13 protein-coding genes and 2 tRNA genes are annotated in these 12,422 nt (G+C 69.4%); 11 read left to right on the top strand and 4 right to left on the bottom strand.

Translation table 11 applies throughout. The annotated features are described in order from the left end of the window. Positions 1-8: 8 nt before the first annotated feature. On the bottom strand, positions 9-1,238 hold the full coding sequence (locus ACIGHB_RS22775) for a GNAT family N-acetyltransferase (protein WP_360309427.1): 1,230 nt from the start codon (positions 1,236-1,238) through the stop codon (positions 9-11). A 106-nt stretch (positions 1,239-1,344) separates the two neighbouring features. On the opposite strand from ACIGHB_RS22775, the gene ACIGHB_RS22770 reads away from it, so the two are divergent. The 3 genes from ACIGHB_RS22770 to ACIGHB_RS22760 all read left to right on the top strand — a co-directional run bounded on the left by ACIGHB_RS22770 (position 1,345) and on the right by ACIGHB_RS22760 (position 3,704). Further along, positions 1,345-2,487 carry a PP2C family protein-serine/threonine phosphatase gene (locus ACIGHB_RS22770; protein WP_360309425.1) on the top strand — a complete coding sequence of 381 codons (1,143 nt, stop codon included), beginning with the start codon at positions 1,345-1,347 and terminating at the stop codon, positions 2,485-2,487. 138 nt (positions 2,488-2,625) lie between these two features. Then, positions 2,626-2,820, top strand: a complete 195-nt coding sequence (locus tag ACIGHB_RS22765) for a hypothetical protein (RefSeq protein ID WP_360309423.1) — start codon at positions 2,626-2,628, stop codon at positions 2,818-2,820. A 317-nt stretch (positions 2,821-3,137) separates the two neighbouring features. Continuing rightward, positions 3,138-3,704: a hypothetical protein gene (locus tag ACIGHB_RS22760; RefSeq protein WP_399915427.1), complete on the top strand. Its 567-nt coding sequence runs from the start codon at positions 3,138-3,140 to the stop codon at positions 3,702-3,704. A gap of 443 nt (positions 3,705-4,147) precedes the next feature. Here ACIGHB_RS22760 and ACIGHB_RS22755 read toward each other — a convergent pair whose 3' ends face one another. Further along, positions 4,148-4,660 carry a GNAT family N-acetyltransferase gene (locus ACIGHB_RS22755; RefSeq protein WP_399915425.1) on the bottom strand — a complete coding sequence of 171 codons (513 nt, stop codon included), beginning with the start codon at positions 4,658-4,660 and terminating at the stop codon, positions 4,148-4,150. Positions 4,661-4,670: 10 nt separating this feature from the next. Beyond that, positions 4,671-5,444, bottom strand: a complete 774-nt coding sequence (locus tag ACIGHB_RS22750) for a GntR family transcriptional regulator (protein WP_399915423.1) — start codon at positions 5,442-5,444, stop codon at positions 4,671-4,673. Between the two features lie 158 nt (positions 5,445-5,602). Between ACIGHB_RS22750 and ACIGHB_RS22745 the strand changes: the two genes are divergently transcribed. From ACIGHB_RS22745 to ACIGHB_RS22730, 4 genes are read left to right on the top strand one after another with little or no spacing between them, the layout of a single operon-like run. Continuing rightward, positions 5,603-6,025: a hypothetical protein gene (locus ACIGHB_RS22745; RefSeq protein ID WP_399915421.1), complete on the top strand. Its 423-nt coding sequence runs from the start codon at positions 5,603-5,605 to the stop codon at positions 6,023-6,025. A 26-nt stretch (positions 6,026-6,051) separates the two neighbouring features. Further along, a complete protein-coding gene (gene repSA / locus ACIGHB_RS22740; protein WP_399915649.1) occupies positions 6,052-7,443 on the top strand; it encodes a replication initiator protein RepSA in 1,392 nt (463 codons plus the stop codon). A 2-nt stretch (positions 7,444-7,445) separates the two neighbouring features. Next, a complete protein-coding gene (locus tag ACIGHB_RS22735; protein ID WP_399915419.1) occupies positions 7,446-7,646 on the top strand; it encodes an excisionase family DNA-binding protein in 201 nt (66 codons plus the stop codon). After that, the gene (locus ACIGHB_RS22730) at positions 7,646-8,791 is read left to right on the top strand and encodes a tyrosine-type recombinase/integrase (RefSeq protein ID WP_399915417.1); all 1,146 of its coding nucleotides are present in this window, start codon (positions 7,646-7,648) and stop codon (positions 8,789-8,791) included. Before ACIGHB_RS22735 ends, ACIGHB_RS22730 begins: the two co-directional genes overlap by 1 nt. Before the next feature lie 65 nt (positions 8,792-8,856). Here the strand turns inward: ACIGHB_RS22730 and ACIGHB_RS22725 are convergent. After that, positions 8,857-8,930 (bottom strand) — tRNA-Gly (locus ACIGHB_RS22725). Positions 8,931-9,061: 131 nt separating this feature from the next. Between ACIGHB_RS22725 and ACIGHB_RS22720 the strand changes: the two genes are divergently transcribed. The 4 genes from ACIGHB_RS22720 to ACIGHB_RS22705 all read left to right on the top strand — a co-directional run bounded on the left by ACIGHB_RS22720 (position 9,062) and on the right by ACIGHB_RS22705 (position 12,320). Further along, positions 9,062-9,138, top strand: a tRNA-Pro gene (locus tag ACIGHB_RS22720). 187 nt (positions 9,139-9,325) lie between these two features. Further along, positions 9,326-10,711 (top strand): trigger factor, encoded by a 1,386-nt coding sequence (gene tig / locus ACIGHB_RS22715; RefSeq protein ID WP_388877699.1) that lies wholly within the window; start codon positions 9,326-9,328, stop codon positions 10,709-10,711. Between the two features lie 263 nt (positions 10,712-10,974). Further along, entirely contained in the window at positions 10,975-11,592 is a 618-nt protein-coding gene (locus tag ACIGHB_RS22710) for an ATP-dependent Clp protease proteolytic subunit (RefSeq protein WP_132914109.1), read from the top strand. Between the two features lie 65 nt (positions 11,593-11,657). Continuing rightward, the gene (locus tag ACIGHB_RS22705; protein ID WP_043221639.1) at positions 11,658-12,320 is read left to right on the top strand and encodes an ATP-dependent Clp protease proteolytic subunit; all 663 of its coding nucleotides are present in this window, start codon (positions 11,658-11,660) and stop codon (positions 12,318-12,320) included. Positions 12,321-12,422 lie beyond the last annotated feature (102 nt).

Genomic DNA, 12,422 nt, shown 5'->3' with positions numbered 1-12,422 from the left:
CCCCGCCCTCAGAACCCGTGCGGCAGCCAGGGAGCGACCTCCGACCCGAACGCCGCCGACGCCTCCGCGAGCGCGCCGTCCCGCAGCTCGCCGACCCGCCCCGCCGCGGCCAGCGCGGCCAGCGCCGTACCGCCCAGATAGGCCGCGCCCAACTCCCGCACGGACAGCGCGATATCGGCGGCGTCCGAGGTCCTGGCGCACGACGCGCCCTTCGCGTCCCCGGTGAGCCGCCAACGGCCCGCGTTCCACGGACAGAACGCGTCCTCGACCTCGAACACCACGTCCACCGGCGTCCGGTACGTCCGCGCCTCCAGCGCCGCGCCCACGTCCACCAGCCGGACGAACAGCCCCTCCCGCGCCACCGGTTCGCACCGCCGCACGTCCGAGACCAGGTGCTGCCAGGCCGCGTCCACGGGCGAACTGTCCACCCGCACCTTCGCCGTCAGGTCCACCGAGCACAGGAACCGCCACAGCGCCGCCTCCGCGGCCCCGTCCAGCGCCAGCAGCTCGTGCACGTTCACCGAACCGTCCGCACCGCCCCAGGTCCACTCCGGCTTGATCGCGTAATAGGCGTACCCGACGACCTCGCCGTCCCGCTCCGCGAGCACGCACAACTTCGGCGAGGCGCCGTTCCGCGAACCCGCCGGGTCCAGGAGCGGCAGCCGCTCCCAGCCGGGCGCCCGCGCCACCATCCCGGGCCTGCGCGGCACCATCCGCGCGTACACCGCCTCCGTCGCCGCCGAGGACTCCGCCGCCGGCACCGTCCGCAGCGCCACCGCGTCCGTCCCGGCCGGCACGTCGAGCCGCACCCGGGTCGTGTCGATCACCGCCCGCCGCGTCCAGCTCGCCGCCGCGTACCCGAACCGCCCGTAGATGACCGGCTCCGAGGCCGTCAGCACCGCCAGCGGCTCACCCAGCGCCCGTACGTCGTCGAGCTGCCGGCGCATCATCGAGGTCAGGATGCCCCGCCGGCGATGCGTTCCGGCCACGCTCACCATCGTGACGCCCGCGGCCGGAACCGCCGCCCCGCCCGGGACGGTCACCCGGAAGGAGAACGCCCCCGCCGTCGCCACCGCCCGGTCCCCGTCCCAGAGCGCCAGCGACCGCTCGCACTCGGTCAGGTCCCGCCACAGCGCCCGCTCCTCGGGCTCCTCGTGGATGCCGCCGAAGGCGAGCTCCAGCGCCGCGAACCAGCGATCCCACTCCGACGGGTCGAGCACCCGCAGTTCAGTCGTCATATGCCATCGATATCAGCGGTCCTCGCCCGAGGCGACCCGATTTCACGCACCTTGTCACCGGGGTACCCCTGCACGGACACAGCCGGGGTGGATAGGGTCCAGGCCAATGGCCCACCACGGAGTGAACACGTACGCGGCCCGGTTGCGCAGGCGCGCCCACCGGGCCCGCGTCGCGCTGCGCCGGACCGGCGTCGACTACTTCCGCGGCGGCGCCTCCGACCGGCTGGCCCTCGCCGGTCTCCTCCTCACCGTCCCCGCCATCGTCTGCGGCACCGTCCTCGACCCCGTCTGGTGCTCTCCGGCCGCCCTCGTCCTGCCGATCGTGGCCGGCGGACTGCTGCTCCGCCCCGCCAGCCTCCTCGGCCTGTACGCGGCGGCCGCCGGCGGCCTGATCGTCGAGTCCGCGATCCTCGGCCCGTACGGCGAGGGACCCGCCCGGGTCACCCCCGGCATCGTCCTGGTGGTCGCCGCCTGCGGCCTCTTCGGCCTGCTCATCGCCCAGTTCCGGGCCCGGGTCGGAGTGCCCTGGCGGCGCGGCGGCACCATGCTCTTCGACCTGCGCGAACGGCTCCGGGTCCAGAGCGCGCTGCCCCGGCTGCCGCGCGGCTGGCACCGCGAGATGGCGCTCCGCCCGGCCGGCGGCCAGTCCTTCTCCGGCGACTTCGTCGTCGCCGCCCGCACCCACGGCGGCCGCACCCTGGAGGTCGTCCTCACCGACGTCTCCGGCAAGGGCATGGACGCCGCCTCCCGCTCCCTGCTGCTCTCCGGCGCCTTCGGCGGCCTGCTCGGCTCGCTCCCCCCGCACGGCTTCCTGCCCGCCGCCAACGGCTACCTGCTCCGGCAGAACTGGGACGAGGGCTTCGCCACCTCCATCCACCTCGTCCTCGACCTGGACTCCGGCGACTACGAACTCTTCTCCGCCGGCCACCTCCCCGCGCTCCAGCTCCACTCCGGCACCGGCCGCTGGGAGGAGAAGGACGGCGACGGGCCCCTCCTCGGCGTCTACGACGGCGCCGAGTTCCACCCGGTCAAGGGCACCCTGCACCCCGGGGACGTCCTGATGCTCTTCACCGACGGCCTCGTCGAGGCCGCCGACCGCGACCTCGCCGAAGGCATCGACCGCCTCACCGGCGAGGCCGACCGCTGCGTCTCCGGCGGCTTCGAGGGCGTCGCCTGGCACCTCATCGAGGCGGTGGCCAAGGACGTCAACGACGACCGCGCCCTCCTCCTCATCTCCCGCCCGGCCTGAACCCTCCGGCGCCGTCCCGCGTCCCACGATTCGTCACCCCCCGCCGAGGGCAAAGGGGTTGGTGGCACGATGGAGGCGCGGGGGTGTCCGGATGCATACCCCGGGCTGGGCAGGGACCGACCGAGGGTGTGATCAGTTGTGGCCATTTCGCTGTCTGTGGTGTTGCTGTTGGCGATCGTCCTCGTGGTGCTGATCCGGGGCGGAAGCCTCAAGGGAGGACCGGCGGTGGTCGCCGTCCTCTTCGGCTTCTTCCTCGCCTCCACGGGCATGGCCGACGACATCCAGCGCTTCCTGGACTCGATAACCCAGACGATCGGCTCCATCAAGTTCTGACGGAGCCGGCGGAGAACGGCGCCGGCCCGGCCCCTCGACGAGGGACCGGGCCGGAGCCGTACACAGAGCGGGCGACGGGAATCGAACCCGCGTAGCTAGTTTGGAAGACCCCGTACGCGGATGTGGTCCCACCTGCGCCTTTGCTGACCTGGGTGCTTGCGGCCACGTCGCCCCCGCTCCCCGTGATTCCCCGTTCAGCGCTGACGGATCGGGCACGCTTGGGGCACGTCGCGACTGCACCTGTCCTCCGAGCAGTGATGGCTCGGAGATTCCGCAAACCAGGTGAAGCGGCTTTGCCGCAGTCATAGCATCTGAGCATGACGTCTGATGCCTCAGCCCCGGAGCGGAACCCCTTCTTCGAAGCTGTGGGCCGCGTGACCGTAGCGGGCGCGCTTCTGGATCTTCATCTTCGTGGGCTGCTGGGCAACATCTCGTTTGAGCCGACGCTCTTGATGTACGCGAATGCCGAAGGAACGGCTCGCCTCATTGAGCTATGTGAGCTGGGCCTTACGGTGGGCACCCTTGCGGGCGAAGACGTCCAGCCCATCAAGGCGTGCCTTGCGCGAGCGCGCGAGTTGAAGGATCAACGCAACAAGATCGTCCACTCGCTCTTCATCAAGACTGGAGAAGGGCCTGAGCTGACGGCCATGAAGCAGATGCGGAAGCAGCTGGGGGCTTCCGGCACTGCGATGACGATCGCCGAGATGGAAGAGACGGCGAGGCAGATCGAAGCCCTCTGTGGCGAGATGTTCGCCGCCGGATGGAATGCGACTTCGGGACGACGTGGTTTGACCCGCATGCCGCATCCGACGCCACACAGTGACCGGGGCGCAGCCGAGGCTCAACCGGGGGAAACTCCGCCAGCTCAGCCCGCTGCTCCCTAACTCCCATCCCGTCTGCCGTCGACCCACACACCGTGGAGCAGGCGCGGTGCCGGGCGTCCAGGTGGAGCGCCCCGCTGGACGAACGACCTGGACGCCCGGTGCCGTGTCTGCTCGGCTCTGCCTGGGTCGACGGCAGACGGGATGGGAGTTCCCCACCGTTACACGCCACCGGCCGGCACCCGCTCGCGGGCCCCTCCCATCCCGGAGCCTGAGCGCCCCCGCCGGAGGCATGTCGGTGACCTGAGGAACCGGTGGCCGTCGGGGCTCGGACTCATGCCTTCGGGCCTATCCCGTCTTGCAGGGGCGGGCGTCGGCGCAGCGGGGGCGGAGCGGGCCGAAGGCAGGAGCGGCGCCCCGAGCGGAGCCGGGAAGCCCGCCCGGCGGAGCGGAGCGCAGCCGGGTGCTTGATGAGGTAGAGAAACCTGTAACAGCGTCTGGTTCGGCTAAGCGTCTGGGGCCACGAAACAGATGGCATCGATGTGCTGCTCGTCACCAAACGAGTGGGAGGCTTCGCCGATCTTGGTCCATCCCAAGCGCTGGTAGAGGCGGATGGCGGCAGTGTCCTTGGTCATGACGTCTAGCACAAGGCGGATTCCGCGTTCCCGAGCCCAGTCCATGGCCGCTCGCATCAGGCGCTCGCCCAAGGCGTGCTTTCGGGCTTCCGTGACAACGAATAGGCGCGCCAGAACGGCTACGTTTCCTTCGGGATCTCCGGACTGCTCGATCCACATGGCCGCTGCTTCTACGCCCTGTGGCCGCATCACCGAGACATGGCCGACGATCCGGCCCTGGACCTCCCCGACCCAGGCGGCAAGAACGTTCTCAGACTGGATCCAGCCCTTCGGGTCGGCCACCCCTTCGACCGGATAGCCGTCTGAAGCGTGCACCTCAACGAGGGCTGACGCCGCCCCCTCCAGGTCTGAGGTGGCGAAGGGGCGTACTGCGATCGTCTCCATGGCGGCTCTCTCACTCGACGGGAAGTTCGTAGAGGAGACCGGTCTGGTCCCCCCGGTGCACGTACCTCGATACTTCGAATGGCACGCCGTTCTGATCGAGGCTTGTGTGGAGAACCTCAAGCACCGGGACGCCGGGCAGGAGGTCAAGCACCGCGGCTTCTTCGGGTGACGGCATGCGAGTGCTGATCTCGTCGCGAACGCGAGTCATGACGTGCCCAAGCTCTTCGAGGCGCCCGTAAATCCCGTCCTTGCCCGACTTGGGCTGCATGAGGAGGGTGCCTTGAGCCTCGTCCCATCGAAGGAAGGTCGAGACGATCTGGACGGGCTCGTCGTCGGCGAAGTAGTGGTTCTCGCGGTGAACCACGCTGGCTTCGTCCGCCGGCACGTTCAGTCGGTCGGCCACGTCGCGGGGAGGGACCTCGCGTTCGATGCTGACCACATCGATCCGGGCTTCTTTCCCCTGGCGCTTGGCTTCGAGCCGGAAGGGGGTCAGGCCCGTCTGGCGGTTCTTGCGGGAGTAGCGGTCACTCCCGAACCGGAATAGCCGTTGAGGCTCGCGCACGAACACTCCGCGCCCGTGCTTGGCGGTTACGAGCCCTTGCTCAGCGAGCAGCCTGATGGCTTCGCGTGCAGTGTTGCGGGCTGCGCCGTACTGCTCTGCCAGTGTGCGCTCGGACGGGAGCTTGTCGCCGGGAGCTAGCTGCCCGGACTCAATGGCCGTGCGTAGATCTTCCGCGATGCGCCTGCTTGCAGGCTGCTGCGGAACTGCTCCGGGCGTAGTCATGCAGCCATCATAGCGACTGGCTTAAGCCAGCGTCTTGACGCGAACTAGGGCTCATGCTCAACTGGCTTAAGCCAGAACTGGCTCAAGCCAGTGAGTCGCGCCGGGGCAGTGCCTACCGCCAAGCAACCACCGCCCCGGCTCCCTCGAAGGGAGCTTCCATGATGCCCGCAACGTTCAAGATCGCGCAGTTCGGTGAGATCTCGATCGCGGACCTGAACAACACCGAGCGCACCATCGCGCTCTACGCCTCGGACATGCCGGCCTCGTACCGGTACCGCAAGGGCGACGGCGCGAAGTTGTGCGCCTGGATCTTCCAGGGTGCGGCCCGGCTGGGGCTGGAGGAGCTGTACCTGGCCGCCGCTTACACCGGCGGCTACCTGGGGCTGTGGGTGGAGGAGCAGAACACGCCGGGCCACGACGCCGCCCACTTCGGCCGATTCCCGGAGCGTAAGCGGTTCGACCAGGCGCAGACCCTGGCCGCCCTGGTCACCTTCACGTACCGGACCAGTGCCGAAGCCATCGAGCGTTCCCGCCACCCGCTGTTCGAGACGGCGTCCGTCGGTGTGGCGGTGGCCGCGTGACGGTCTTCCCCGTCGCCCCGGAGGCCGTGGCAGGTGTCGCGGCCTCTCTGGGCACCGATCCCCTCGCGCTGGCGGATCTCCTGCGGGTGGCGAACACCCCCGGGTTCGAGCGGTGGCGTGAGCAGGTCCGGCGTACGGGTGGCTGCTCGGACCCGATCCACCTGTCCGGCAGCACCGTGACCCGTGACCGCCGTACCGGGGACGTCCTGTACTCGTACTCCACCGTCGATGAGCCGGGGGGCCGGTTACGGGTCGCCTGCGGCAATCGGCGGGCCTCGCGCTGTCCCTCGTGCGCCTGGACCTACGCCGGGGACACTTACCACCTGATCCGCGCCGGGATCACCGGCGACGAACGCAAGAGCGTCCCCGCGGCCGTCCGGGACCATCCCCGGGTCTTCGCGACCCTGACCGCCCCGTCCTTCGGCCTGGTCCACAACCGTCCCGCCTCCGGCCGCTGCCGCTGCGACACCATTCATCCGGAGAACGATCCCGCCCTCGGCACGGCCCTGGACGCGGCCCGCTACGACTACGCGGGCGCGGTGCTGTGGAACAACCACGCCGGACAGCTCTGGCAGCGCTTCACCATCTACCTCCGCCGCGAGATCGCCGCCCGCGCCGGCATCACCCAGGCCGCGCTCAAGGAGTCGTGCCGGGTCTCGTTCGGGAAAGTCGCCGAGTTCCAAAAGCGAGGCGCGATCCACTTCCACGCCGTCGTCCGCCTCGACGGCCCCGACGGACCCGACACCGCCCCACCCCCTTGGGCCTCGGTCACTGTGCTGAACGACGCGATCCGCGCCGCTGCCGCCCGCGTCGCCGTCACCCTCCCCGCCACCGACACCCAGCCCGCCCGGACGCTGCGGTGGGGCACCCAGGTCGACGTCCAGCCCATCGGCGCGCTCGGCCAGGAGGAACTGACCGAACAGGCCGTCGCCGCATACGTCGCCAAGTACGCCACCAAGGCCGCCGAGACCACCGGCACCATCGACCGCCGCATCGGCGAGCTGGCGGAGCTGGCCACCCTCGACATCCCCGCACACACCCGGCGCCTGATCGAAGCCTGCTGGAACCTCGACGCCGAGTTCCCCGGCCGGATGCTGGCCCGCTGGGCCCACATGCTCGGCTTCCGGGGCCACTTCTCCACCAAGTCCCGCGCCTACTCCACCACCCTCGGCGCCCTGCGCCAGACCCGCGCCGACTACCGCGCCGCCCAGGAACGACGCGAACGCGGCCTGCCCGAACCGGACGACGACCCGGAGGGCTCCACCCTCGTGATCGCCCACTGGACCTACGCCGGACACGGCCACACCCCGGGAGAGTCCTGGCTCGCCGCCGGCATCGCCCGAGACATCCGCACCAACCGAGACACCGCACGCGAAGCACGAACCGAACTCGAAGACGCCGAACTGGGGGAGTGGTGACCATGGACCGACTGCTGAGCGTGGGAGAGGTGGCCGAGCTTCTGGGCACCACCGTTCGCTTCCCTCGGCGCCTGATCGAGGAGCGCCGGATCACCTTCGTGAAGGTCGGCCGACACGTCCGCATCCCGGAGAGCGCGGTCACCGCCTTCGTCACGGCCAACACCGTCGAACCGACCCTGCGTCGTCTGCGGAGCGTGGCCTGATGGCGGGAAAGAAGCGAGCGTTCGGCCGTGTTCGCAAACTGCCCTCCGGGCGCTACCAGGCTCGCTACCCGGCCCCCGATGGAATCGACCGCCCGGCACCCCACACATTCCGTACGAAGCGTGAAGCTGACGACTGGTTGGCCGAGCGGCAAGCCGAGCTGCGTGCGGGGGACTGGACCGACCCGGATGCCGCCAGGGTGCCCTTCGGGTCCTATGCCTCGACCTGGATCAAGGAGCGTGGCATCAGTGCCTCGACTGCGGACCTGTACCGATCGCTTCTTCGGAACCACCTTCAACCGACCTTTGGGAACGTCGCGCTTGCAGACATCAGTCCCGCTTCGGTCCGGGCCTGGCGCGTAGCTCGCCTGGAAGCAGGTGCCGGCGCCTCCTCGGTGGCCAAGGCGTACGCGCTCATGCGGGCTGTTCTCATGACCGCTGTCGAGGACCGGTTGATCCGGCGCAATCCCTGTCGAGTCAAGGGCGCGAGCGTCGCTCCCACCCCGGAGCGGCCCACGGCGACCATTCAGGAGGTCTACGACCTGGCGGGCGCCATCCAGTCCCGCTACCGCGCGCTGGTCCTTCTGGCGGCCTTCACGGGACTCCGCTGGGGCGAGCTCATCGGCCTCTCGCGCCGTGACATCGACCTTGACGCGGGCACCCTGCGCGTTCGCCGGAACATCGCCGAACTCCACAGCGGGCGACGCTTGGTGAAGGAGCCCAAGAGTGCGGCCGGGAAGCGCACGGTGGCCATTCCTGCGGTGATCTCCCACGAACTCGCCACTCATCTCGCCGTCTACTCAGAGGCGGGCGCCGACGGCCGGGTCTTCATCGGGGCGAAGAGTGCGACTCCGCGACGCAATCACTTCGGCAAGCTCTGGCGTCAGGCATGCGAGAAGGCCGGCATCAAGGGGCTGCACTTCCACGACCTTCGCCATACGGGGAACACCCTTGCAGCCGCGACCGGCGCGAGCACGCGAGAGCTGATGACGAGAATGGGCCACAGCACCGCCCGTGCCGCGCTGATCTATCAGCACGCAACGGCTGAGCGAGAAAGGCTGATCGGGCAGGCCGTGAGCGCTGTCGTAGAGCAGGCCCGGAAGCAGGGACCCGCGCCGAACGGGCACGCAGCGGGCACGCAGAGCTGAGCGAAGATCGGAAACGCATCAGGGCCAGGCTGGAGGATGATCCTCTGACCTGGCCCTGAGCCATGTGGAGCGGGCGACGGGAATCGAACCCGCGTAGCTAGTTTGGAAGACTAGGGCTCTACCATTGAGCTACGCCCGCACAGGACGCGCCACAGGCCGGAAGGCCGCGGCACGGACAGCATCGTAGCCGGTCCGGAGCCGTCCGTGCACGCCCGTGAAAACCGGGGGCGTCACAGCGTCTCCGTGCATGTACCCTACGTGTCGCACCGACGGGGTGTGGCGCAGCTTGGCAGCGCGTCCGCTTTGGGAGCGGAAGGCCGTGGGTTCAAATCCCGCCACCCCGACCAACCTGATCCTCTTGATCCACCGCGGTCCCCCGACCTCGCGGGTTCTTGATCACGTTGTGGGCCTGATCCCACGTGCGGTTACTATGCAAGCTGCGTGCCCGTGTGTCTTTCTGACCGGGCCCATCGGCCGGAACCGCCCCGCGCGGCTCCGCCGGAATCCAGGAATCAGCCACAAGGAGACCGAACCGTGAAGAGCGCCGTGGAGACCCTGAACCCGACCCGGGTTCGGCTCACTGTCGAGGTGCCCTTCGAGGAGCTCAAGGACAGCCTCGACGCGGCGTACAAGAAGATCAACCAGCAGGTCACGGTCAAGGGCTTCCGCAAGGGCAAGATCCCCGCGCGCGTCATCGACCAGCGCTTCGGCCGTGGCGCCGTGCTGGAGGAGGCCGTCAACGACGCGCTCCCGAAGTTCTACACCGAGGCCGTGAACGAGGCCGAGGTCAACCCGCTGGGCCAGCCCGAGGTCGACATCACGGAGCTGAAGGACGGCGAGCTGCTGGCCTTCACCGCCGAGGTCGACGTCCGCCCGGCCATCGAGATCCCGGACTACTCCGGCATCGAGGTCGAGGTCGACGCCGTCGAGGTCACCGACGAGGACATCGAGAAGTCGGTGGAGCAGCTCCGCGAGCGCTTCGCCTCCACCAACCCGGTCGAGCGCGCCGCCGCCGAGGGCGACGTCGTCACCCTCGACCTGACCGCCAAGGTCGACGGCGAGGTCCTGCCCGACGGTGTCGCCGACGGCGTCTCGTACACCATCGGCTCCGGCGAGCTGCTCGACGGCATCGACGCCGCCGTCACCGGCCTGGAGGCCGGCGGCGAGGCCACCTTCACCTCGCAGCTGAAGGGCGGCTCCGCCGCGGGCAAGGACGCCGAGGTCACCGTCAAGGTCACCGCCGTCGCCGCCCGTGAGCTCCCCGAGCTGGACGACGAGTTCGCGCAGATGGCGTCGGAGTTCGACACCCTCGACGAGCTCAAGGCCGACAGCCGCAAGCGCCTCGAGAACATGAAGCAGTTCGACCAGGCCACCCAGGCCCAGGAGCGCGTCCTGGAGAAGTTCCTGGAGCTGGCGGAGATCCCCGTCCCCGAGAAGCTCCTCGAGGACGAGGTCAACACCCGCAAGCACAACCTGGAGCACCACCAGCTCGGCCAGATGGGCCTGAGCCTGGAGAAGTACCTGGAGCTCCAGGGCAAGACGGTCGAGGAGTTCGAGGCCGAGACCAAGGAGCAGGCGGTCAAGGGCATCAAGACCCAGTTCCTCCTCGACGAGCTCGTCTCCAAGGAGGAGCTGAACGTCGAGCAGGACGAGCTCACCGAGCACCTGTTCCGCCGTGCCGCCTCCTCCGGCATGTCCCCCGACCAGTTCGCCCAGGCCGTCGTCCAGGGCGGCCAGGTGCCGATGCTGGTCGGCGAGGTCGCCCGCGGCAAGGCCCTCGCGGTCGTCGTCGAGGCCGCCAAGGTCGTCGACACCAACGGCGAGGTCGTGGACCTCTCCGACGACGAGGACGAGGTCGAGGCCGCCGCCGAGACGGTCGAGGCCGTCACCGGCGAGGCCGAGGTCGCCGAGGAGAAGTAAGGCCCCACCAGGCCGACGCCGGGGCCCCCGCCTCGCGCGCTCCGTATCGCGCCACGGGCCCGGACGCACTGCTGTGCGGCCGGGCCCGTGGACGTACGCGGACCTTTTATGCGCCGCCAACTACCTTGCGCTCCGAGCGAACAGTTCGGGAACCGGGATGGCGTTGTCCTACCTGCGCGTTAGGGTCCATGAAGACGGGGGCACTGCCCTCAGAACGAGACGCTGAGACGGCCCGGGGCCGTCGGAGACGAGCAGGTGGATACGTGACGAATCTGAAGCCTTACGCCGCGGGTGAGCCGTCCATCGGTGGTGGCCTCGGCGACCATGTCTACAACCGGCTGCTCGGCGAGCGCATCATCTTCCTCGGCCAGCAGGTCGACGACGAGATCGCCAACAAGATCACCGCCCAGATGCTCCTCCTGGCCGCCGACCCGGAGAAGGACATCTACCTGTACATCAACAGCCCCGGTGGCTCCGTGACGGCCGGCATGGCCGTCTACGACACCATGCAGTACATCCCGAACGACGTCGTCACCATCGGTATGGGCATGGCGGCGTCGATGGGCCAGTTCCTGCTCACCGGCGGCACCCCCGGCAAGCGCTTCGCGCTGCCGAACACCGACATCCTGATGCACCAGGGCTCCGCCGGCATCGGCGGCACCGCCTCCGACATCAAGATCCAGGCCGAGTACCTCCTTCGCACGAAGAAGCGCATGGCCGAGATCACCGCGCACCACTCCGGCCAGACCGTCGAGGCGATCATCCGCGACGGCGACCGCGACCGCTGGTTCACCGCGGAGGAGGCCAAGGACTACGGCCTCATCGACGACATCATCACGCACGCCGCGGGTGTTCCGGGCGGCGGCGGCACGGGCGCCTGAGCGCCGGCAGCCCGCCACAGAGCCCCAGCCCCCCGCCGAACGCCACCAGGACGGTGAACACCCACATGCAGAACAACCTCTCCCCGAGCGGCCTGTACACCGGCGCGCCGATGGACAACCGCTACGTCGTCCCGCGCTTCGTCGAGCGCACCTCGCAGGGCATCCGCGAGTACGACCCGTACGCGAAGCTCTTCGAGGAGCGCGTGATCTTCCTCGGCGTCCAGATCGACGACGCCTCGGCCAACGACGTCATGGCGCAGCTGCTGTGCCTGGAGTCGATGGACCCGGACCGCGACATCTCGATCTACATCAACAGCCCCGGCGGCTCCTTCACCGCGCTGACGGCGATCTACGACACGATGCAGTTCGTGAAGCCGGACATCCAGACGGTCTGCATGGGCCAGGCGGCCTCCGCCGCGGCCGTGCTGCTCGCCGCCGGCACCCCCGGCAAGCGGATGGCCCTGCCGAACGCCCGTGTGCTGATCCACCAGCCCTCCGGCGGCACCGGCCGCGAGCAGCTCTCCGACCTGGAGATCGCGGCCAAGGAGATCCTGCGGATGCGCGACCAGCTGGAGACCATGCTGGCCAAGCACTCCACCACGCCGATCGAGAAGATCCGCGAGGACATCGAGCGCGACAAGATCCTCACGGCCGAGGACGCCCTCGCGTACGGCCTGGTCGACCAGATCGTCTCGACCCGCAAGAGCACGGCCGCCGCGGCACACTGACGTCCGACCTTCCCCTGGCACGGTCCCCACGGCTCGCGTGGCCGAATCGCGACCATGTGAACCGTGCCAAGGGGGGCCCGAACGGGGGGCCCGGCAAGGTAC

The sequence above is a fragment of the Streptomyces sp. NPDC085460 genome (genome assembly GCF_044541975.1).
GTDB lineage: Bacteria > Actinomycetota > Actinomycetes > Streptomycetales > Streptomycetaceae > Streptomyces.
This window is presented reverse-complemented; position numbering and strand designations above follow the sequence as displayed.

Excerpts from the sequence above, each read along its gene's own strand:
- ACIGHB_RS22735 (WP_399915419.1), top strand. The coding sequence starts at position 7,446 with ATGGACCGACTGCTGAGCGTGGGAGAGGTGGCCGAGCTTCTGGGCACC.
- ACIGHB_RS22705 (WP_043221639.1), top strand. The coding sequence starts at position 11,658 with ATGCAGAACAACCTCTCCCCGAGCGGCCTGTACACCGGCGCGCCGATG.
- ACIGHB_RS22775 (WP_360309427.1), bottom strand. The coding sequence starts at position 1,238 with ATGACGACTGAACTGCGGGTGCTCGACCCGTCGGAGTGGGATCGCTGG.
- ACIGHB_RS22730 (WP_399915417.1), top strand. The coding sequence starts at position 7,646 with ATGGCGGGAAAGAAGCGAGCGTTCGGCCGTGTTCGCAAACTGCCCTCC.
- ACIGHB_RS22755 (WP_399915425.1), bottom strand. The coding sequence starts at position 4,660 with ATGGAGACGATCGCAGTACGCCCCTTCGCCACCTCAGACCTGGAGGGG.
- ACIGHB_RS22745 (WP_399915421.1), top strand. The coding sequence starts at position 5,603 with ATGATGCCCGCAACGTTCAAGATCGCGCAGTTCGGTGAGATCTCGATC.
- ACIGHB_RS22760 (WP_399915427.1), top strand. The coding sequence starts at position 3,138 with ATGACGTCTGATGCCTCAGCCCCGGAGCGGAACCCCTTCTTCGAAGCT.
- ACIGHB_RS22770 (WP_360309425.1), top strand. The coding sequence starts at position 1,345 with ATGGCCCACCACGGAGTGAACACGTACGCGGCCCGGTTGCGCAGGCGC.
- ACIGHB_RS22750 (WP_399915423.1), bottom strand. The coding sequence starts at position 5,444 with ATGACTACGCCCGGAGCAGTTCCGCAGCAGCCTGCAAGCAGGCGCATC.